This window comes from Nonomuraea diastatica, assembly GCF_004349015.1.
GTDB lineage: Bacteria > Actinomycetota > Actinomycetes > Streptosporangiales > Streptosporangiaceae > Nonomuraea > Nonomuraea diastatica.
Map to the genome: position 1 here is coordinate 1 of NZ_SMKP01000033.1, position 19,058 is coordinate 19,058.

A 19,058-nucleotide genomic window follows, 5' to 3' on the forward strand; every position below is an offset into this window, starting at 1 on the left:
CGTTTCCCGCCGCCAACCGCGACCCTGCCTTCGCCGAGGATCCCGAGACCCTCGACATCAGCCGGGGAGCCGCCGGTCATGTCGCCTTCGGCCACGGCGTGCACCACTGTCTCGGGGCGCCGCTGGCACGAATGGAGATGCGCATCGCCTTCCCCCTCCTGCTCCAGCGGTTCCCCGGCCTCGCCCTGGCCGACCCGCACGAGCAGGTGGACTTCCGGGTCTTCAGCGTCGTGTTCGGCCTGAACGCGCTGCCGGTGACCTGGTGAACGGACAGCGCTGAGCGCTGACACCACCCCCGACCAGGAGCAGATCGTCATTGAACCCCGTCCGGGCGGGGTCCGGCCCGGCACTTCTCAGGATCCGGGGTGAGTCATCGCAGCCGGCAATCCCTTCACCCCACCCAGCAAAGCGACCACCAAGGAGTGATCCCATGTCATCGTCGGTCAAGCCGCCCTTTCCGGCTCACGCGGAGCACGCCCCGCTTCCCCGGTTCTTCGGCCTGATGAGGGCGACAACGCTGTTCCTGGCCGCCACCCTGCTGATGCAGGCGTTCACCGCTGGACAACTCTTGTCAAACGAGGGCGGTCGCCAGTTGCACGATGCTGCGGGCGGCGCCGTCTCCGTCGCCCTGGTCCTCCAGGTCATCGCCGCGTTCCTGGTGTGGCGGGTGGGCCACGAATCAGTGCGATACCTGGTCGTCAGCGCGTCGATGGTCCCGTTGACCGGTGTCCAGTTCGTGGTCGGCGCCAGCGGCGACGTCGCCATCCACGTGCCCCTTGGCGTCGCGCTGTTCGGCGCGGGCACCGTCCTGGCGGCACAGGTATGGTGGACCCGCCCGGCCCGCACCGCCGACTGAACTCAGAGCCCGGCCTGCTGGTCAACGAGGTGGCGCGCGGCTGGCGTGGCTCGCCCCGCACGTCATAGGTCAGCCGCAGGCCGGTCCCCGCCACCTGCCGGCGATCCTGTCACGTTCGCGTTGCGCGGCGAGCTCGGCCGCCATCTGGCGCTCCTTCTCCATCCTGGCCGCGCGCTCCTCCAGGGCGGCCGCGTGGGCCCGGGAAGTGGCCGCCGCCCTGCCGATGGCGTACGCGGCGACCAGCAGCACCGTGCCGCGCAGCGCGGTCTCCCAGGAGCCGACCGTCAGCAGGCCGCCGGCCGTGGTCACCCCGAACGCGATGATTCTGGGACCGGGCGGGCTGTAGGCGGCGACGGTGTAGAGCGCGACGAGTGCGCCGTACCAGATGGGCTGGTCGGCGACGTTGCCGGCGAGATCGTAGAGCGTGCTCACGCCCAGGCTGGCGAGCAGCACCACGATCGGCGCGCGTCGCCGCCACACCACGGGGACCGAGGCGGCGACCGCGACCGCGTACCCCCACCAGTGCCACGGCCCCCCTTGCGGGCTCTCACGCGAGATCAGCGGCCAGAGCTGCACGATCGCGATCAGCGTGGCGAGCGCGGCGTCCACCCGGAGGTGGGGAAGCGCACGGAGCCTGCGGCGCGCCACGGTGATGAGCGTTGGCTCGGACACGATGCCTCCCTTCCTCACGCATGGACCGACGTGCGCCGGGCGGCGGGGATGCTCCTCCTGGCCAGCGGCCAGAACGACACCAGCAGGAAGAGCGCTCCGACGGACATGAGGTCCTTGTTGACGAGCGGCAGCGCGAGATCGACGGCCACCAGGGCAGGTGTCCAGATCTTGACCTGCTTGTGGGCGGCCAGGTGGACGACGAGTGCGAGCTGGGCCACGTAGAACAGGAACGGCCCCGCGTCGTGGATGACGAGCTGCGCCCCCGGCACGGCCTGCACCTGCTCGAACAGCGGCCCCATGGCGTCGTGGTCGGCCGCCATGAACCCGATCACGATGTCGATCACGATCGCTCCGTAGGCCAGCACGAGCAGCGGGGCGGTGATGTAGGCGGTGCGGGGGTTCATCGCCAGGCTCTCCTCGGGGTCGGTTGACTGCCCCTCATCCTGCGGTTTCGCTGGCCCGTTGTGATCGCCTGGCCAGGCGATCCCCGATCTCGCTCTCAAGAGCGAGTCCCTCGCTCCCGCGACCCATCGGTGACCTCACGCCACCCCGTCGGCGAGCTTGGCGATGCTACTTGGGGCTGGTCGTGCGAAAGGAGCGGAGGGCCGTCACCGTTGAGCTGTTGCTATCGAGCCGCCCCATGCGGTGACGAGCTTGTTGGTCGTCTCGATGGTGGTTGAAGCCGATTCCGAAGAGGTCGGGGTGGCGGTCCGCGTCGGTGACTTGCGATCCCGCCCTGGAGCGCCGATCGTGAATGTCTGCCACGCCGACCAGACGCCGGGCTCGCCAACGACGGTCGTTCGCGCCCGCCAACGCACTTGCCGGCGCTTCTGGAGCTTGCCCGCCGGAATCTGCAGCGTGTGACGGGAGACATCGGCCTTCCCTGTCGTTGTGCCCGACCAGGCCAGTTCCTTGCTCGTCGCCCATCTGTCGTGCGGCGACCTCGCTTTCGACTTGGTCGGCCGACTGGCCACTTCTACGTCGACCTTTGACGGACGGCCCTGCGAATCCGACACCCAGACAGTGAGCTGCGGGGTGGTTCCCTCATTGTCGGATCACCCTCAGCTTCGCGATGAGAATTCGCCCCAGAAGCCGATGCCGCCGATGCGGAGGTCACGGCCGTCGTCGACCAGGTCTCCGCCTGATCGGGTATTGGTCGACCTGGGTGCCGTTGACATACAGGGTCGCCATGCTCCCGTCGTAGGTGACCCCCGTTGGTCCACCCCGCCCACCGTGATCGAGATCCCAGCTCGGCCGCACCGGCCGTCAGGGCAGCAGGGCGGTGGCGAGGGCTTGCCTGAGCCAGGACTCGTACTCGTCATGGGACCAGCCGGCGTCGATGACCAGGCTGTCGTGGACTCCCTCGCTCGTCAGGGCGACGGCGATGTCGGCGGCACGGGGGTGGACGTGGTGGCCGGTGCCGTGGAGGCGTTCGACGACCATCTCGACGCCGAGCCGGTTGCGCCGCGCTCCCTCTGCCTGGGTGGCGGCGATGTCGGGATCGACGGCTGCGCCGGAGTTCAGGATCGTGAGGATGTCGCCGCATCGTTCCCGCATCTGGCGGGCCGCCTTGGCGAGCAGGCCGAGCAGTTCGGTGGGGTCGCGCAGCGCGTCGAGTTCGGCCACCAGGTCGGGCAGGCCGGCCTCGTCGTCCAGCAGGTCGACCAGGCCGTTGAGCACACCCGCCTTGGAGCCGAAGTGCGCGTAGATGGTCTGCGGTGAGATCCCGGCCTGTCTGGCGATGAGGCGGATGGGGGTGCGGGCGTAGCCGTGCTCGGCGAACAGCACGCGCGCCGCGGTCAGAATCGTGCGCAGCGTCAGCTCCTCGCTGCGGTCGCGCAGCCGGACGACACCTGGCAGGTCCCGTGACATGCACCCCTCCGATTGGAACGGCGTTCCAAGCAATGGATCGATGTACTAAAGTCTACCGCGGCTCGAGTCCTGGCCTCAGAACGACCCTTGCCCTGAGAGGGCGAGCATGGGCGTCGAGTAGAACCACGCCATCGTCCAAGGCACGCCATCGCTATCAGGTGGTGAAAACTATTAATAAACCGACAGATGGTTTATTATTGGCGATGTACTAGTCGCGGCGCGAGCCCTGGCCTCAGAACGACCCCTGCAGTGAGAGGACGAGCATGAACGTCGAGTTGAACCACACCATCGTGTACGCCCGTGACAAGGCTGCCTCGGCCACGTTCCTGGCGAACCTTCTGGACCTGCCCCTCGGTGCTCCCTGGGGGCCGTTCCTGCCGCTCAGGCTGTCCAACGGGATCACGCTGGACTACGTGGACGTGGGACAGAGCGAGATCCAGCCGCAGCACTACGCGTTCCTGATCAGCGAAGAGCACTTCGACGCTGCCTTCGCGCGCATCCGCGAGGCGGGGCTCGCCTACTACGCCGATCCCTTCCACCAGCAACCGAACGAGATCAACCACGACTTCGGCGGTCGCGGCGTGTACGTCACCGATCCTGACGGCCACAACCTGGAACTCATGACCGTCCCCTACGGCGACGCGCCCGCCCACTGACCGGCGAGAAGCCATGCTGACCGCGCAAGTCACGGAAACCATCGACTGCAGCCCCGATGATCTGCTCTCCTTCGTCATGGACCCGGAGAAGTACGCCGAAGTGGACCGTAAGATCCGGCCGGTGACGTGGGTTCGCCGCTCGGAGAACGTCTGCGAATTCGGCTTCCGCCCACGACTGGCCGGCCTGCCTGCCCCGCCCGCGGTGTCCCGGATGCGGCTCACTCCCGGACACCGGGTGGACGTCGTCCTGGCACCACCACCGGCCAACCGCCTGACGCGGCTGGCATCGGACTTCGACGCCAGCTTCGTCTGCACCCCTCATCAGGGCGGGACCTTGCTGGTGAGGACGTTGCGGTTCCATTTCCGGCCCTGGATCCGCTGGATCGCGGAGCCCCTCCTGCGCCGCTGGCTGATCGACGACGTGCGGGACGAGGTCCGGCAGGCCAAGGAGCACCTGGAACGCCGCGTCTCCTGACACTCGTACCGACCTTTCGGAAGGAAATGCTGCCGCCGATGCGGCAAGAACGACCTGCCCATCAACAACCGATGTGATCACATTCGGATATCGGACGGAGCCGAGGAATGAAAGTCATGAAGCATGGATTGGGCGTTCTCGTACTCGCCGCGGCCACGGTAACAGGCGTGGCCCCGACTCCAGCAGGAGCGGCCAGCCGCAGCGCGGCAGGCCCTTGTGGCAGCGGCTACTCCCGCGTCGGCGTCTACGCCATCCCTTCGTATGACAAGCGCACCGGCACCCTGGAGGTGCACTACAGCTCCAGCACCGGAAAGAATTGCGCCTTGGCCTACGGCTATGGGCCTTACTACGGCACCAAGAGCTGGAAACGGGTCACGATATCGAAAGCTGACGGCAGCGGCGAGCACACCGATGCCAATGAATACGAGTACTACGCCGGCCCGGTGTACGTGTCGGCGCCCGGCCAGTGCATTGACGTGGCCGGAACGGTACCGGCCTGGACGACCACCGAGCTCAACAACGTGCACTGCGGCTGAACCTCAACTGGCAGGCGGCGTGTTCTCCACAGGAGGTGCCGGGGCACCCCGCCTGCAGTCCACGGGCCCACGTGCGAGGCAACGGCGTGCAGACCTTCCTGCCCAGGATGTTGAGCCGCGGAGAGCCCAGCCACATCGTCAACACCGCCTCGGTGGCCGGCCTGGGGGTCTTCCCCGGCCGCAGCGCCTCCTACGGCTACACCGCCTCCAAGGCGGCCGTCATCGCGCTGACCGAGACACTCCACCACGGCCTGCGCGACGAAAGGCGCCCCGATCGGGGCGAGCGTGCTCCTCCCCGGTCCGGTGGCCACCGGCGTCACGACCAACAGCCTGGAAGCGGCGCCTGACGGCGTCCTCGCAGCCGCGGAGCGGGGCCAGAGCGGCGGAGCTGGCCCAGCAGGCGTCCGCATTCATCGGCGCGCACGGACGCGACACCGGCACGGTGGGCGAACTGGTCGTCATCGGTTTGGGCGATGGGACTTGGTGTCGGCGTACAGATGAAGGTGCAGAGCCGTGTACAGGTAGTTTGTGCAGATGCCGGTGCCGGTGAGGTGGGTTCAGGGGCTTGCCGACGTACCACTGGTCCGGAGCGTCATCCCCTTGGGCCGTAGGCCGTCATGAGGATGTGCACGATGATGAGGGCGACGACCCAGACCATGGCGCGTCTGGTCGGCGGGGGGCCACTGCGCAGCAGGGAGATGCCCAGGGGGATGAAGGCGACGCAGAGGCCGCCCACGGCGATGAAGGACTGTGGTTCGGTGCCTTTGAGCGTTCCGAGCGCGAGCGCCGACATCAGGCCGAGTGCGACCGAGCGGCCCAGCCCCAGCGCGCCGGAGCGGTAGGCGCCGATGGCCAGCACGACCCAGCCGAAGAAGGCCGGTCCGGATATGGCCCTGAACGGATGCCAGATCGTGTCCCGCCATGCCATGTAGTAGTCGTCGATGCCGTTGAGCATTGTCTGCAGGCCAAGGCTGTCGGTCAGGTGGAAGGCCAGGTGATCAGTGCCGAACTGGAAGGTCCGGGTGAACAGGCCGACGATCACCAGGCAGCCGCCCCACAGTCCCCATAGCGGGCTGGTGGCGGCGATCCTTTGCGCCAGCGTCATGACCGCTGGCCACAGCAGGACGAACCCGGCGGCGAAGCAGGTGTAGGCGGCGGTGATGAGGGCGGGCTGCCGGGTGTAGGCGGCGAGTTGGTGAGGGACGAAGAAGTGGAACTGGGAGCGCAGGAGAGTTCCAGTCATGATCAGTGTGGGGCCGCCGATCAGCGAGATGGCGCTCACCCATCGCCCGGGAAACGGGTGTTGCCGTTCCAGGGTGGCCGTGGCGTTGGCGGCGCGCCGGTCCGCGTCGGCCCGTCGCCATCGTGTGATTCGCCCGCGAAGATCAATATTCATAGGTTCCTGCCCATCTTGTCCGTGTCGGGTGCGTCTCTGGGTATGCCGGGTGCACCAGCATGGTGATGGGCGGTGCGGTGGGGGCGCGTCTGACTCGGGTCGCATCTTGGTTGGCCTGCACGAGCTGGTCGTATGACCCCAGTCGGATGCGGTTGTCCGACCGTGGGCAGATGCCGGATGCTCCGGTGAAGCGATAACGTCGCGGTTATGGAGTGGGCCCGGCGGCTCGGCGGGCGGGCCGTCACCGACGCGGTGGTGGCGGTCATCGTGGCGCTGATCATCAGATACGCCATCGTGGATCCACCAGGTCCGTCGTCGTGGTGGCCCGCTTGGTCGGCCTGGCTGGTAGCTGCGGTCATGAGCATTCCGGTCGCCGTTCGGCGGCGCCGGCCGCGGGCCATGCTGGCTCTGGCGTGCGCCGCGGGCGTGCTGGCGACCGTGGCCGGCGCCGTCGCGGCGGGCGCGATCTGGGTGTCGTTCGTGCCGACCGTGCTGGTGCTGTACCTGGTGGCCTCCACCACCTCGGTCGGATGGTCGGTGGCGGGCTTGACGGCGAGCGCGTTCGCCGCGGTCACCGCGGTCCTGATCTTCTACGAGCGGGTGTTCCCGGGCCTTGCACCCGCGGCAGCGCCCAGCGAGTTGCCGCCCGCTTGGCCGATCGAGATCGGCACGATCTGTGTCCTGCTGGCCGCCGGGTGGGCCATCGGGACGGCTGTCCGCTGGAAGCGGGACACGACCGCTCGCCTCCTCCGTCACCTCGCCGAGGCCGCGGTGGCCGACGAGCGCCGGCGCATCGCCCGGGAACTGCATGATGTCATCGGCCACAGCATGAGCCTGATCGCCGTCAAGGCCACCGTGGCCAACCATGTCGCCGAGGCCCGCCCGCAGGAGGTACGCGCCGCGCTGGCCGTCATCGAGCAGACCAGCCGGAGCACGCTCACCGAGATCCACCGAGTGCTCGACCTCCTGCGCTCCGACGGCGATCCCCAGCAGGCCCATCTGCCCGTTCCCGGCATGGCGGACTTGCCCGAGTTGGCCGCCCACGCCCGCTCGGCCGGAGTCGAGGTGAACCTGACCGTCCGTGAAGGGGCCGCGATACCTCCCGCGGTCGCGATGTCGGTGTACCGAATCGTGCAACAGGCTCTGACGAATGTCATCACTCATGCCGCGCCCACCCGCTGCTCGGTCACCGTGGACATCGACGGGCGGGAAGCCGTGATCGAGGTCGTCGACGACGGTCCCCGCCATGGCCGCCCGCCGCGAGCGAGCCACGGCGGGCACGGCCTGATCGGCATGCGCGAACGGGCCAAGATGTACGAAGGCACGTTCCACGCTGGCCGCCGACCTGAAGGAGGCTTTCGCGTGTCGGCTCGACTGCCTTACGACCGGAGGGGCACCAAGGCATGACCATCGACACCGATTCGCGTCACTCCTCCCTGCCCATCCGTGTCGTGCTCGCCGAGGATCAGGTGCTGGTACGTGACAGCCTCAAAGTCCTCATCGACACCACGCCAGGGCTGGCCATCGTGGGCGAGGCGGGCACCGGCGCCGAGGCCGTGCTGCTGGCCCGCCGGAGTCAACCCGACGTCGTCCTCATGGACGTGCGGATGCCCGATATGGACGGCATCGAGGCGACACGGAAGATCTGCGCTGCCCCGGACAGCGCCGGCGTCCGCGTGCTGATCCTCACCACGTTCGATCTCGACGAATACGTGTACGCGTCGCTACGGGCAGGTGCGAGCGGCTTCCTCCTCAAGAGTGCAACTGCGACCGAGCTCTTGGCCGCCATCCACATCGTCGCCTCCGGCGAAGCGCTACTCGCCCCTTCCGTGACCCGTCGGCTCGTCGCCGAATTCCTGCGGGGCGCTCATCCCGGCCCGGTCGTGCGAGACCTCAACGACATCACGCAACGCGAGCGGGAGGTGCTCACCCTCATCGGCAAGGGACTGTCCAACTCCGAGATCGCCGAGCACCTTCACCTCACCGTCGGCACGGTCAAGACCCACATCGGCCGCCTCCTGGCCAAACTGCACGCCCGCGATCGGGCCCAGCTCGTCATCGCCGCCTACGAAGGCGGGCTCATCACCATCCCGGATGGCCGCCGGTAACCAGCCGGCCCTTCTTCAAGCGGCGGCCTACCTCTGCACGGTTATCCGTACCGACCTCACTTGCTGCATCGTCGCGTGTGGGTCTCACGTACTCGGCATGGACCTTGCGCAGGTGGCGTTCGTTCATGATGAGCCGGCGATCTGCCCAGCGATGCGGTATCCCCAGCCCGGATTTTCGGCGGCCAGGTGCAGCACCAGGGCGCGAATGGTGGGTGGGATCGGTGGCCGTCCCGGCCCGTGCTTGGGGGAGGTCCAGCGTCGCTTCACCAGGTCGGCGTGCGAACGCAGGAGCGCGTCCGCGGTGTGATGAGCAGGTGGCATCGGCGGCGTCGGGGCAGGAGCCGCGCGAGGGCGGAAATGATCGCCCGATCCGCCCACAACGGCCGGGGAGCAGGCCAGATCATGACATGGTGAGGATGATCTTGCCCGCGACCTGGCGCCGTTCCAGGGCGCGGTGTGCCTCGGCGGCCTGGGCGAGCGGGAAGCAGGCCCCGATCCGTGGCCGGATGTCCTGCTTGAGCGCGAGCTCGAAAAGGTGCGTGAGCAGTTTCCGGTGCCGGGACGGGTCCGCGGTGATCTCCCGGGGCAACGAGCAGATGGCGGTGCGTTTGCCGGGCAGCAGGTTCAGCAGGCGATTGTGCAGCGCGCCGCGGACGGTGTCGGCCAGCACGTGTCCTGGCCGGGCCGCGAAGGCGTAGCTGACCAGCGTGCCGCCGGGCGCCAGGAGGCGGTGGCCGGCACGCAGGGAGGGGCCGCCGAGGTGGTCGTAGACGATCCGGACGCCCTCGGGGTGCCGGGCGCGTACCACCCTGGCGACGTCCTCCTGGCGATAGTCGATGGGGACGATGTCGTATCCGCGCAGCCGGTGCAGGCTGCGTTCGGAGGCGGTGCCGTACATGGCCAGGCGCCGGTGGGTGCCGAGCTGGCACAGTGCGTCGCCCACGCCGCCGGTCGCGCCGTGGACGAGCACGGTGTCGCCCGGACGGGCCCGGCCGTGGCGGTCGAGGAGGCTCAGTGCGGTCAGGTAGTCCAACGGGAGGGCGGCCGCCGCCAGGGTGTCGAGGCCGTCAGGTATGGGGGCCAGCAGGTGAACGGGCAGGTTCGCGCATTCCGTGTAGCCGCCCATTCTGGGCAGGCAGGCGGCGACCCGGGCGCCGGGCACCAGCCAGGGCGGCACCGCGTCCGCGTGGTGGTCGATCACCTCGCCCACGAGTTCGTACCCCGGGGTGAAGGGCCGTCTCCGCTGGAAGAGGTATTCGCCCTCGCGCGCCATCACATCGGTGCGGCCGACTCCCGCGGCCAGCACCCTGATCCGGGCCTGGCCCGGCCCGGGGGCGGGCGCGGCTGTGTCGGCCCGCCTCAGTGCCGCCGCGTCGCCGAAATGCCGCACCACGATCCGGCCGTGCTTGATCGGTTCGCTCACTGGTGCACCATCCTCGTGTCGGTAGTCGAGAGGCCGAGCACAGAGCCCTCCAAGCCCTGCTCGAACAAGATCAACCAGCGGCGGCTTGACACAGGGCTACTCACTGGTCAGCTCCTTGATGAGCTGCGCGATCAGGGCGGGAAGCGTGCTCACACCGAACGTCCACAGCGCGTTGCCCAGCGCAACTCGGCGTCGTAACGCGCGTTCAGCCTGATCAGCAGCTGTAGCCAAGCAGGCATGGCGGTGATCCGCCCGCGCAGCAGGCGGGGCATCTTGTGGGTGAACGCCCGCAACATGCCCGGAAAGTAGTCGAACAGCACGATGGCGTCATAGCGCCTTTCCTTTGAGACCGCCCGGGCCAGCAGGTGGCCGCCGAAGCTCAGCCCGACACCGATGATCGCGCCGGGATCGCAGTGCCGGCCCAGCGAGTCGATCGCCGTCGCGGCCGGCCGTTCCCAATCCGGCGTGAACGGCATCCCGAACTCCCGCAGCAAGTTCCCCTGCCCCGGCCCCTCGTACAGCAGCACGTGAAAGCCCCGCTCCAGCGCGCCGGCGCCGATGACGAAGTAGAGCTCCTCCGGCGTCGAGTCGAAACCCCCGTGCACCACCAGCACGTCCCTGGCGTCCGGGCGCGGTGACCGCAGGAAGATCGTCTCCATCTCGGCGTCCTCGTAGGGAACGCGCGAGCGTGTGGCCTCCACGCCGAGAGCGGCCAGTCCGGCGTCAAACCACGTCCGAGAGCGGCTTGCGCAGTCCACGCGGCGAGGGTCGCCGGACGCGAGGTGGAACTCCGCGGTGCGCATATTGAACGGGCTGGACCACAGTGCCCGGACCGCTTCGAAGTGGAATGTCGATGTTCGTGACAGAACGGGGCCGAGCATGCCACCCTCCAATATCTATGTCATGACATCTAATGATATGACGTACAATACTCATGTCATGTCATCGATTCAAGTAGGCTGCCATCTTGTGGACCAGGTGCTCGAATTCGTACTCGCCGTCAAGGCCGCACACCGAGAGATCAACCGCCGCTTCAGCGAAGCCCTGAGACCACTGGGCATCACGGTCGTCCAGGCCGAAGCGATCCTCATCCTCGCCGACGACCAACCCCTCACCCTCGGCGAACTCGGTACCCGTCTCATCGCCGAAACCGGCAACCCCAGCCGGCTCGCCGACCGTCTCCAAGCAGCCGGCCTCATTCACCGCCAGCCGTCTCCACACGACCGCCGCAACATCGAGCTCACCCTGACCCCCTACGGCCGCGAGATGGCCACCCGCATTCAGCAAGCGCGCCAGCCCCTGCTCGACTGGGGCCGCACGCTCCTGAACGACTCCCAATTCGCCGCCGCCACCGTCGCACTGCACCGCGTCCGCGACCAGTCCTGACCCTCCCGGTGGGGCGGCCGACGGGGATCGCTTCTGGGTCAGGAGGCCTCGATGTCACGGCGATCGAGTCGACGTCGGCACATGGAGGCGGATCGTCCGCTCGATCCACGTCGACCATGTGCTTCGGGGGGAGTGCCCGCCGACCGGGCAGGACCACCGCTGCCCGCCGTCTCGCCGGTAGAGCAGGCAGAATTCGTTGCCCTCGGGGTCGGCCAGCACGACAAATCCTTCGTCGCCCCGCTGGCCCCCGTCCACGCGCGTGGCTCCAAGCCCTACCAACCGTTCGACAAGCCTTCCGGCGTGCTGAAGGGTGTCTCAATAGTCCGACGACACAACCGCTGGAAATGTGAGGCGACGCGCCGACCTCACAATCCGGGGCGCTGTCTCGTCGTAACCAATGAGGGCAGATCCAACCAAGGGAGCCGCCGACATCATGACCACACCGTCCAGGCCAAGAGACGGCCGGCTCGATCCGGGCCTGAGCGCGATCATGAGCGAGCGCCGTCAGTTGATCAATCTCGCCTACCGGCTGCTCGGCTCTCTTGCCGACGCCGAGGATGCGGTGCAAGAGACCTATGCCCGCTGGTACGCCCTATCCCCGCAGCAGCAGAACGCCATCGAGTCTCCCGGTGGCTGGCTGACCAAGGTCGCCGGCCGCATCTGCTTCGACCTGCTCGGCTCGGCACGGGCCCGGCGCGAGAGCTACGTGGGCGAATGGATCCCCGAGCCGCTACCCGATCGTAGGGAGTGGATCAGCACGCAACCCGCCGACGAAGACCCGGCTGACCGCGTCACCCTCGACGAGTCGGTCAACATGGCCTTCCTCGTCGTACTCGAATCAATGACCCCCGCCGAGCGCGTCACGTTCATTCTGCACGACGTCTTTTGCCACTCCTTCGCCGAAGTGGCCGAGATCGTCGGCCGGACCCCGGCGGCCTGCCGCCAACTCGCCTCCTCAGCCCGCCGCCGCATCCGCGCCTCACAGCCTCCCGCTGCTCCGGCGGCCCAGCGTGCCGATGTTGTCCGGGAATTCAAGCAGGCCTGGCAAGCCACGGACATCGACGCCCTCCTCGGCCTCCTCGACCCCGACGCCACGGTGATTCCGGACAGCGGCGGCCTCGTCAGCTCCAGGATCAGCCCAATCGAGGGCGGCGAGCAGATCGTGCGCTATGTGGTCGACATTGCCGACAGGCTAGCCAACCTGACGCTCCTGGAGCGTACGGTCAACGGTCAGCCTGGTCTGGCGGTTCAGCAGGACGGCCGCATCGTGACGGTGATGGCCTTCGACGTCGCAGGCGAGAAGATCATGCACATCTGGGCGGTACGCAACCCCGAAAAGCTCCGGCCGTGGACAGTGGCGACACAGCACTAGACCAACCCGCTCGAACGGAATCCGGAGTAACCCGCCGCCTCTGGCCCACCGGTACCTCTGCCCGCACCAAGACCAAACGATACGGGGCAACCGGAGGATCGGCGCGGCTCTGTCCCGCTGTTTGAAAGCACAGGCAAGAAAGGGGAGCCGGAGATGTATCGCTGAGGCCGGCATCGTTCGGGGACGCGGATCAGTAACTCCATGACCGACAACTGACCGGACTGATCTAGAGATTTAGGTCGGTGCCAGCCGACATCACATATTGGACGGAGGAACGGCATAGTTCCAGCCGACGGCACCCAGGTGCCCGGTGGGTTCGGGCGCAGGTTCGCCGGTTACGCCGAGGAGGCGCTGGTCTGCCTACTGATCAAGTGGGTGGAAAGCCGGGAGGGGCCCCTACGACGCGAACGGCAGGCCGCTGGCGAAGACGTTCAAGCACTACTCGGTGCCCAGGGTCACCGACGTACCTGAGATCACCGGCATGATCCGCACCGAGCTGCGCTGTCACCGCCCAACACGCCGGGCGAGGCCAGTGCTCTCCTCGCCGAGCACGCGGACGACGCGGTGGTGCTCGGCGGTGGCACCACGCTGCTGCCCATGATGCATCGCGCCGAGATCACCTCGTGGCACGTGCTGGATCTGTGTGGTCTCCGTCTGGAAAGGTCAAGGACATTTACCCCCGTTCCTCAAGAACAGCTAACCATAGCGCCAACAGCGTTTACGGCTAAAGGGCCAGGTGGTCTCGCATGATGTTGCCGGCGCAGCATCCTGCCAATGCAAATGACGAGAGACACCCGCCTGATGATCCATACTGATGGAACAACAAGATCGGCGACAACACGATCAGTTCGTATCGAATCCGTAAGACGAGTAGCTGCGCCTGATCAGCGTCAGTCGACCCGGCGGGCTCGCTTTCCGCTCATTCAAGCACCTCGCCCCAGGCGTGAGCAACGCCATCTCCGACCGGTCGCTGTTGCACAAGAAATGCTATCGCTTTGTCTGCCGTGCATCAAAATCCCGACTGTGAACCTAGGCGGTTGACGTCGCAACACAATGGAGATGAACCATGCCTCCACGCAGCCGAAGAACAGTTCCGACCATTGTCACCCAAAAACCAGAATCGGATCGGGAGTCGAGGAGATAATCGTGCGACTACCTGATATCAAGGGCTCGACTCGAGGCCGACGGTGGCAGGTCGTTATCGCCATCGCAACGGCGCTGGCACTTATCACCGGCACTGCCTGGGCCGCCGTTTTTTACAACATGGTGCCTAATCCCAATTACGACCGCGTCTGCACGAAGGGCGACAAGTACGGGTCGGGAAACGTGTGCCGGAGCGACAATGCCTACTGGACAGTCTTCCGGGAGAACAGTCTCGAGTCTGCGGAGAAGACTCGCGTCGCGACGGTGCTGAAGGAACAGTACGGCCCCACGGCTCTGGAGGTTCACTTCGTCTCCAACCCGGTCTGGACCGGCGACAACGAAACGGACCTTATCTTCGCCGAGGGTGACGTGCCGGGCAGCTACGAAGGCATGTCGTGGTGCGACGATCCCCTGGAGCTCCACACCTGCGACCAGCACATGGTGCGCATCCAGCCGGGCTCCTACAGCAAGGGGATGATCTGCCACGAGGCAGGGCACGCAGTCGGCCTGCTGCACGGCCGCAATGCCGATCCTCAGGTGAGCAACACGCACCACCAGCTCGGGTGCATGAAGACGCCCGTACCGTCCGACGCCGTACTCGGCAGCGTCAACGCCGACCACATCAATGCGGCCTACTGAGGGGGCGACGGTGAAGCGCAGCAAAGCATGGGCGGCCGCTGTGGCAGGGGCGGTCCTGGCCGGCGGTGTCCTGACGTCGGCGTTCACGATGAACGGTGTCCAGAGCCGGGGCGACGGTGGCGGCACAGGCGGCGTCGTCCTGGCGCATGGGTCGGACCGGCTGCCGAGCCACACCGCCTCGGACTGGGTGACCTATGCCGACCACGTGGTCGTCGTCACCGCTGAGGCGGAGCGGGAACTGCCCGCCAGCGAGGATGAGCGCGCGGCCGGGCAGGGCTACCTGCCGCGCGAGGTCACCCTTGCGGTCAAGGAGACGCTCTGGTCCCGCCAGGGTGCGGCCAAGCCGGTGCCGGAGCCGCGCTTCGTCTGGCCCGCCGCCGGCTGGACGTTCGGTGAGGACGGCAGGCGTCTGCTAGCGATGGAAGGCCAGCCTCGCATAGAGGTCGGGCACACCTACATCCTGGCCATCGCCTGGGTGCCCGGGTACACCGACGACGGGGAGGTCGTCCCTGGGCAGTGGCGCGGCCTCGGGGAGAAGTCCCTGCTGCCGTACGACGACGGAGTGATCGGCAACGGCGAGTCCGAAGGGCGGCTGACGACCGCCACGTCGGACGGGCACGATTCGGCGGTCGCAGAGCCGGACGGCCCGTCCCTCGAGGAGGAGATGAGGGGCAGGCCTGCTGCCGACCTCGCCGCGGGGCTGAAGGCCGCGCAGCCCGGCGAGCGACAGCAATTCGGTCGCCCCCGCTGATCGGCGAGGATTGCGAGAGGAGGCCGGTAACGCGTCCGGCCTCCTCATCAGAGAGGATTTTTCGGCCTGTCAATCCCCTCAAACCGTGGAGACGGTCCTATGCCACAGCGGCCCTCAGCAGGGCCGATGATGCCTGCCTCTTCTCGATCATTTGACGCTCGAATGTGACAGGCGGCAGCCCATCGTTGGCGCTGTGCCTGCGCTTGACGTTGTAGAAGTCCACGATCCAGGTCGCGATCTTCAGCCGAGCCTCCGCCCGGGTGCGGAAGTGGTGCCGGTACACGAACTCGACCTTCAGCGTGCTGTTGAGCGACTCGGTGGCTCCGTTGTCGAGCGCACACCCCACCCGGCCCATCGACTGCACCACCCCATGCTTGCGGCATTCGGCCTGGTAGCGGGCGGCGGTGTACTCCGACCCGCGATCCGAATGGAAGATCACCCCGTCCACGTCGCCGCCTCGAGCGGCGACCGCCATCTGCAGCGAGGCGACCGTCAGCGCCGCATCGTGGTGCTCGGTCATGGCGTAGCCGAGCAGCCGGCGAGAGAACAGGTCCTCGACCGAGGCCAAGTACAGCGGCCCCTCATCGGTGCTGATCATCGTGACGTCGCCGACCCACAGCACGTCCGGGGCGACCGCGGTGAACTTCCGGCGCACCAGATCCGGCGCGTCCGGCCGCTTGCCCTGCCGGGTCAGCGAGCGCCTCGACGGTGAGATCGACCGCGGAGACGAGCGGCCGATCCGCCAGGTCCGACAGCGTCGGGGCAGGTGAGTACTCCAGGACGTCGATGGCTCCGAAGTGCTCCTCCGCGGCCGCCAGCGCCTTTTTGAGATTCGGGCGATCAGTGACATCGGCCGCGAAAGCGGCAGCCGACACCCTGCGCTCTGGAACCTGTCGACCATGGCCACGAGTTGCGATTCACCTCGCGCCACGAGCGCCACGTTGAAGCCGCCCTTCTCGGCAAACTTCGCACCGATGGCGAACCCGAGTTGCGGCCCGGCCCTCACGATCACAATGGTCGACACAGTTCGTCCTCCAATAGTAGATGCGCATGCCCTGGTGCTGGCCATCGCAGTGGCGGATCCGGGTCCGGCCCACCCGCTCGTTCATCTTTACACCGCACATTGGACGCGACCCGGCCCATGTGTACCGCATCAGTCGAGCAGTGCGGTTGCCTCGACCTCGACGAGCACATCCGGCTCGAAGAGGTAGTCGACACCGATGAGGCTGGCCGGCGGCATGGGAAGCGGGAGGCCGATCTCTTCGGCGACAGCCTCTACTCCAGCCATGAAGTCGCCGATCTTGTCCGGGCTCCACTGGGTCACGTAGAACGTCAGGCGCAGCACGTCCGCGAACGAGGCGCCCGCGCCCGCCAGGCCGAGGGCAGTGTTCCGCAGTGCCTGGGCGACCTGTCCGGCAAGATCGCCGGGGGCCACCGGGGTTCCGTCGGCCTGGCGGGCGACCTGCCCGCTGACATGTACCTGAGTCGTGCCCTTGCCGACGGCCACGTGGTGGTAGGGGGTGGGCTGCATCATGCCTTCCGGCGTGAAGTGCTGGACGGTCATGGCCGTTTCTCCTTCTCAAAGTAGGTATCCGTAAGATATCTAGTGCAAGAAAGACACTTCAACGAGACGCCGCTTCAACGAGCTCCGCCGGGCCATTCCCGCGGTCACGCAGAAGTCGCTGACCGCTACTCTTCGCCGACTTGAGCGCAACGGGGTGATCGAACGCGAGGTGGTCTCCACGCGTCCGGTGGCGGTCAGGTACCGGATCACACCGCTCGGCAAGACCCTGCGGCAGCCCATTGACGTGTTGCTGGCGTGGGCCTCAGAGCACATGCCCGCCATCGAACGCGCACGCGGGGCTTTCGATACGCGGGAAGAGACAAGCCTCTGAGGCTTCTCCCCTGACCGGTACCGGCCAGGGTTGCATGCCAGGGTGAGTGAGGTCCATGATGAGAGGGCGGTTCGCGAGTTGATGTTCCTTGCGTCGTTGGGTTGGGTGAGAGGGCTCACTGCCGGGCTACGGACGCGGCTGCGCGACGATCTCGGCGTCATCGACCACCCCCCCCGGCTGCCTCTCCGTTCGGGGTTGCCTGGCCTGCTCGCCGCAGAAACGCCGGCGTCTCCGAGGCCCTCCTGTCGGCCGGGCCGCTACGGAGTGCGCACTCGAACGGCGGCTGACGCGAGCGGTTCAGGACGGTGATCTCCCGACGAGGGCGGACACCCGAGCGCCGGCGCGGTTCGTGACGGTCCTCATTGAGGGCTTCGCGGTCCACGCCGCGGCCGGTGCCGAACGCGACGGCTCCACACCTCGATCGACATCGTGCTGCGGTCTGTCATGGCGCTCGCTTCTGACCGAGCCTGCCTGGGCTATCGCAACCCGTTACGAGAAGACAGCCACGATCTACCTGGCAGGACTCCACGTCGCGGGCATCCTCCTCTGGTCCGCTCGACGATCCAAACGAGAGCCCCTAGGGGTGTCGTTTGGATCAGGCCGGCTTCCGGCGCCGGCCCGGCTCGTTCGTCACCTACGAACGCTGGGAGACCCGCGACCACCTCGCCGCGCCTCGGATGCAGGAACTCGTCCCGCAGATGCTCGACAGCAGCAAGGCCACGAGCCTTGACCCCTGACGAGGCATCCCGGGGGCGGTCAGGAGCGCGATCGTGTTGGTATCGTCGCAGGTCGGTTTATAGCGTAGAGGGGCAAAGTGTACGGATCGACTGCCTTTGGGTGATCGAGATGACTCTTTCTACCCGGGTGACACAGCACCCCCAGAAGTCATCGTGGCTCTCCAGGGTGAGCTGGACCTCTGTACCGCTCCCCTCCTGCTGACCGCTGTCAGCGATGCGCTGGCCGGGGAGCCGCGCATGGTGCGGGTGGACGCGGAGGGGCTGACCTTCTGCGACACGCATGGGATGGAAGCCCTGCTGGAGGCTCAGCGCCGGATCACGGACGCGGGCGGCAGCATGGAGCTGGCGCATCTGAACGGCAGGGCCCGCCGTGTCCTGGATCTTCTGGAGCTGGACAGCGTCTTGACCATGGCGTAGGGGCAACTCCTCACACCGTGCGGGAGCGCGGGGTGTGAGCGGACGTGCGGGGTGTGGGGACTGCGGGCCCCTGGGCGGTGTCGTCGTGCGGGCTGTGCTCAGCGAACAGGTTGAGGAGTGTCTGCACGGTGATGGTGCTCTCGCGGGGATGGCGGAGGTGGGTGTCCGGCGTGATCGCGTAGTGGTTGCGGCGGCCCCGTCGCATCCGCCGCACATAGCCTGCCTCGTGGAGGTCGGTGAGGATGCCTTGGGCGGCTCGCTCGGTGATGCCGATGGTGTCGGCGAGGTCCCGGATCCGGATCTGCGGATCGAGCGCGACCATGACCAGGACACGCGTGTGGTTGGTGAAGAACGTCCACGAGCGCTGGTCGGCGGTGTCGCCCATGCCGCCGCTCCTTCCCGGGCCGGTGGTCAAGCGCCTGGCCGGGGTGTCGTTACCCCCTGTCGCAACCCACTGTATGGCGGAAGAAGTTTTCCGGTATAGAGAGCTGCGGATCGTGCGGTCGGGGAGGTGGCGGTATGGGCGGGATCCGGGTATCGGAGAGTAGCCGTTGGACCGGGAACGGCCGCCCTCCCCTGAACGGCCGCTCCCGGCGGTACTGCACCCCGGGGGCAAGCGCCGGGGCTTCGGCGGTGTTGAGCAGTGTTGAGCAGCTCCGCCGATGCGGTGTTCGTGTCTCGCGAAAGCCGCAGAACTCATCATGCGTGCTTAGGGGACGCGGGC

At 67.3% G+C, this 19,058-nt stretch carries 24 protein-coding genes and 2 pseudogenes; 15 read left to right on the forward strand and 11 right to left on the reverse strand.

Features of this window, described 5'->3' with window-relative positions; translation table 11 throughout:
* Together E1294_RS14115 and E1294_RS14120 are read left to right on the forward strand one after the other, a co-directional pair.
* Positions 1-266: cytochrome P450 (locus E1294_RS14115; protein WP_132508612.1), on the forward strand; the 266-nt coding region annotated here is incomplete at its 5' end.
* 164 nt (positions 267-430) lie between these two features.
* Positions 431-856, forward strand: a complete 426-nt coding sequence (locus tag E1294_RS14120) for a hypothetical protein (protein WP_132508614.1) — start codon at positions 431-433, stop codon at positions 854-856.
* A 69-nt stretch (positions 857-925) separates the two neighbouring features.
* Here E1294_RS14120 and E1294_RS14125 read toward each other — a convergent pair whose 3' ends face one another.
* The 4 genes from E1294_RS14125 to E1294_RS14140 all read right to left on the reverse strand — a co-directional run bounded on the left by E1294_RS14125 (position 926) and on the right by E1294_RS14140 (position 3,400).
* On the reverse strand, positions 926-1,528 hold the full coding sequence (locus E1294_RS14125; protein WP_132508616.1) for a DUF7134 domain-containing protein: 603 nt from the start codon (positions 1,526-1,528) through the stop codon (positions 926-928).
* 14 nt (positions 1,529-1,542) lie between these two features.
* Positions 1,543-1,932: a hypothetical protein gene (locus E1294_RS14130; RefSeq protein WP_132508618.1), complete on the reverse strand. Its 390-nt coding sequence runs from the start codon at positions 1,930-1,932 to the stop codon at positions 1,543-1,545.
* Between the two features lie 204 nt (positions 1,933-2,136).
* Positions 2,137-2,544: a hypothetical protein gene (locus tag E1294_RS14135; RefSeq protein WP_132508620.1), complete on the reverse strand. Its 408-nt coding sequence runs from the start codon at positions 2,542-2,544 to the stop codon at positions 2,137-2,139.
* A 250-nt stretch (positions 2,545-2,794) separates the two neighbouring features.
* Positions 2,795-3,400 (reverse strand): TetR/AcrR family transcriptional regulator, encoded by a 606-nt coding sequence (locus tag E1294_RS14140; RefSeq protein WP_132508622.1) that lies wholly within the window; start codon positions 3,398-3,400, stop codon positions 2,795-2,797.
* A 263-nt stretch (positions 3,401-3,663) separates the two neighbouring features.
* Here E1294_RS14140 and E1294_RS14145 point away from each other — a divergent pair, with 263 nt between their 5' ends.
* The 4 genes from E1294_RS14145 to E1294_RS14160 all read left to right on the forward strand — a co-directional run bounded on the left by E1294_RS14145 (position 3,664) and on the right by E1294_RS14160 (position 5,414).
* Positions 3,664-4,056 (forward strand): VOC family protein, encoded by a 393-nt coding sequence (locus E1294_RS14145; RefSeq protein WP_132508624.1) that lies wholly within the window; start codon positions 3,664-3,666, stop codon positions 4,054-4,056.
* A gap of 13 nt (positions 4,057-4,069) precedes the next feature.
* Entirely contained in the window at positions 4,070-4,531 is a 462-nt protein-coding gene (locus E1294_RS14150; RefSeq protein ID WP_132508626.1) for an SRPBCC family protein, read from the forward strand.
* A 107-nt stretch (positions 4,532-4,638) separates the two neighbouring features.
* Entirely contained in the window at positions 4,639-5,067 is a 429-nt protein-coding gene (locus tag E1294_RS14155; protein ID WP_132508628.1) for a hypothetical protein, read from the forward strand.
* Between the two features lie 71 nt (positions 5,068-5,138).
* Positions 5,139-5,414: an SDR family NAD(P)-dependent oxidoreductase gene (locus tag E1294_RS14160; RefSeq protein WP_246083011.1), complete on the forward strand. Its 276-nt coding sequence runs from the start codon at positions 5,139-5,141 to the stop codon at positions 5,412-5,414.
* 245 nt (positions 5,415-5,659) lie between these two features.
* Here E1294_RS14160 and E1294_RS54500 read toward each other — a convergent pair whose 3' ends face one another.
* Entirely contained in the window at positions 5,660-6,310 is a 651-nt protein-coding gene (locus tag E1294_RS54500) for a hypothetical protein (RefSeq protein ID WP_220447723.1), read from the reverse strand.
* Positions 6,311-6,670: 360 nt separating this feature from the next.
* Between E1294_RS54500 and E1294_RS14170 the strand changes: the two genes are divergently transcribed.
* Both E1294_RS14170 and E1294_RS14175 read left to right on the forward strand, forming a co-directional pair.
* The gene (locus E1294_RS14170) at positions 6,671-7,870 is read left to right on the forward strand and encodes a sensor histidine kinase (protein ID WP_132508630.1); all 1,200 of its coding nucleotides are present in this window, start codon (positions 6,671-6,673) and stop codon (positions 7,868-7,870) included.
* Positions 7,867-8,571, forward strand: a complete 705-nt coding sequence (locus E1294_RS14175) for a response regulator (RefSeq protein ID WP_132508632.1) — start codon at positions 7,867-7,869, stop codon at positions 8,569-8,571. The genes E1294_RS14170 and E1294_RS14175 overlap by 4 nt, the downstream gene beginning before the upstream one ends.
* A gap of 400 nt (positions 8,572-8,971) precedes the next feature.
* Here the strand turns inward: E1294_RS14175 and E1294_RS14180 are convergent, their stop codons facing one another.
* Both E1294_RS14180 and E1294_RS14185 read right to left on the reverse strand, forming a co-directional pair.
* On the reverse strand, positions 8,972-9,994 hold the full coding sequence (locus tag E1294_RS14180; RefSeq protein ID WP_132508634.1) for a quinone oxidoreductase family protein: 1,023 nt from the start codon (positions 9,992-9,994) through the stop codon (positions 8,972-8,974).
* Positions 9,995-10,143: 149 nt separating this feature from the next.
* Positions 10,144-10,695 carry an alpha/beta hydrolase gene (locus E1294_RS14185; protein WP_165977268.1) on the reverse strand — a complete coding sequence of 184 codons (552 nt, stop codon included), beginning with the start codon at positions 10,693-10,695 and terminating at the stop codon, positions 10,144-10,146.
* Between the two features lie 268 nt (positions 10,696-10,963).
* On the opposite strand from E1294_RS14185, the gene E1294_RS14190 reads away from it, so the two are divergent.
* Positions 10,964-11,380 (forward strand): MarR family winged helix-turn-helix transcriptional regulator, encoded by a 417-nt coding sequence (locus tag E1294_RS14190; RefSeq protein ID WP_220447724.1) that lies wholly within the window; start codon positions 10,964-10,966, stop codon positions 11,378-11,380.
* 54 nt (positions 11,381-11,434) lie between these two features.
* Here the strand turns inward: E1294_RS14190 and E1294_RS57735 are convergent.
* A pseudogene (locus tag E1294_RS57735) lies at positions 11,435-11,662 on the reverse strand (VOC family protein); the annotation flags it as partial.
* A gap of 151 nt (positions 11,663-11,813) precedes the next feature.
* On the opposite strand from E1294_RS57735, the gene sigJ reads away from it, so the two are divergent.
* The 3 genes from sigJ (at position 11,814) to E1294_RS14210 (ending at position 15,285) form a co-directional block, all read left to right on the forward strand.
* Positions 11,814-12,752: an RNA polymerase sigma factor SigJ gene (sigJ, locus tag E1294_RS14200; RefSeq protein ID WP_132508638.1), complete on the forward strand. Its 939-nt coding sequence runs from the start codon at positions 11,814-11,816 to the stop codon at positions 12,750-12,752.
* 1,146 nt (positions 12,753-13,898) lie between these two features.
* Positions 13,899-14,534: a hypothetical protein gene (locus E1294_RS14205; protein WP_132508640.1), complete on the forward strand. Its 636-nt coding sequence runs from the start codon at positions 13,899-13,901 to the stop codon at positions 14,532-14,534.
* Positions 14,535-14,544: 10 nt separating this feature from the next.
* Positions 14,545-15,285 (forward strand): hypothetical protein, encoded by a 741-nt coding sequence (locus E1294_RS14210; RefSeq protein WP_132508642.1) that lies wholly within the window; start codon positions 14,545-14,547, stop codon positions 15,283-15,285.
* 97 nt (positions 15,286-15,382) lie between these two features.
* Here the strand turns inward: E1294_RS14210 and E1294_RS14215 are convergent, their stop codons facing one another.
* The gene (locus tag E1294_RS14215; RefSeq protein WP_132508645.1) at positions 15,383-16,354 is read right to left on the reverse strand and encodes an IS3 family transposase; all 972 of its coding nucleotides are present in this window, start codon (positions 16,352-16,354) and stop codon (positions 15,383-15,385) included.
* Between the two features lie 84 nt (positions 16,355-16,438).
* A complete protein-coding gene (locus E1294_RS14220) occupies positions 16,439-16,849 on the reverse strand; it encodes a RidA family protein (protein ID WP_132508647.1) in 411 nt (136 codons plus the stop codon).
* 70 nt (positions 16,850-16,919) lie between these two features.
* Here E1294_RS14220 and E1294_RS14225 point away from each other — a divergent pair.
* From E1294_RS14225 to E1294_RS14230, 3 genes and pseudogenes are all read left to right on the forward strand, one after another.
* A pseudogene (locus E1294_RS14225) lies at positions 16,920-17,180 on the forward strand (winged helix-turn-helix transcriptional regulator); the annotation flags it as partial.
* A 590-nt stretch (positions 17,181-17,770) separates the two neighbouring features.
* A complete protein-coding gene (locus E1294_RS52660; RefSeq protein ID WP_165977267.1) occupies positions 17,771-17,917 on the forward strand; it encodes a hypothetical protein in 147 nt (48 codons plus the stop codon).
* A 153-nt stretch (positions 17,918-18,070) separates the two neighbouring features.
* Positions 18,071-18,334 (forward strand): STAS domain-containing protein, encoded by a 264-nt coding sequence (locus E1294_RS14230; RefSeq protein ID WP_165977270.1) that lies wholly within the window; start codon positions 18,071-18,073, stop codon positions 18,332-18,334.
* Positions 18,335-18,344: 10 nt separating this feature from the next.
* Here the strand turns inward: E1294_RS14230 and E1294_RS14235 are convergent, their stop codons facing one another.
* Positions 18,345-18,719, reverse strand: a complete 375-nt coding sequence (locus E1294_RS14235) for a MarR family transcriptional regulator (RefSeq protein WP_132508651.1) — start codon at positions 18,717-18,719, stop codon at positions 18,345-18,347.
* Positions 18,720-19,058: the final 339 nt, after the last annotated feature.

Coding starts and splice junctions, on each gene's coding strand:
- E1294_RS14220 (WP_132508647.1), bottom strand. CDS start 16,849: ATGACCGTCCAGCACTTCACGCCGGAAGGCATGATGCAGCCCACCCCC.
- E1294_RS14175 (WP_132508632.1), top strand. CDS start 7,867: ATGACCATCGACACCGATTCGCGTCACTCCTCCCTGCCCATCCGTGTC.
- E1294_RS14140 (WP_132508622.1), bottom strand. CDS start 3,400: ATGTCACGGGACCTGCCAGGTGTCGTCCGGCTGCGCGACCGCAGCGAG.
- E1294_RS14120 (WP_132508614.1), top strand. CDS start 431: ATGTCATCGTCGGTCAAGCCGCCCTTTCCGGCTCACGCGGAGCACGCC.
- E1294_RS14145 (WP_132508624.1), top strand. CDS start 3,664: ATGAACGTCGAGTTGAACCACACCATCGTGTACGCCCGTGACAAGGCT.
- E1294_RS14130 (WP_132508618.1), bottom strand. CDS start 1,932: ATGAACCCCCGCACCGCCTACATCACCGCCCCGCTGCTCGTGCTGGCC.
- E1294_RS14170 (WP_132508630.1), top strand. CDS start 6,671: ATGGAGTGGGCCCGGCGGCTCGGCGGGCGGGCCGTCACCGACGCGGTG.
- E1294_RS14155 (WP_132508628.1), top strand. CDS start 4,639: ATGAAAGTCATGAAGCATGGATTGGGCGTTCTCGTACTCGCCGCGGCC.
- sigJ (WP_132508638.1), top strand. CDS start 11,814: ATGACCACACCGTCCAGGCCAAGAGACGGCCGGCTCGATCCGGGCCTG.
- E1294_RS14215 (WP_132508645.1), bottom strand. CDS start 16,354: ATGGCCAGCACCAGGGCATGCGCATCTACTATTGGAGGACGAACTGTG.
- E1294_RS54500 (WP_220447723.1), bottom strand. CDS start 6,310: ATGACTGGAACTCTCCTGCGCTCCCAGTTCCACTTCTTCGTCCCTCAC.
- E1294_RS14235 (WP_132508651.1), bottom strand. CDS start 18,719: ATGGGCGACACCGCCGACCAGCGCTCGTGGACGTTCTTCACCAACCAC.
- E1294_RS14150 (WP_132508626.1), top strand. CDS start 4,070: ATGCTGACCGCGCAAGTCACGGAAACCATCGACTGCAGCCCCGATGAT.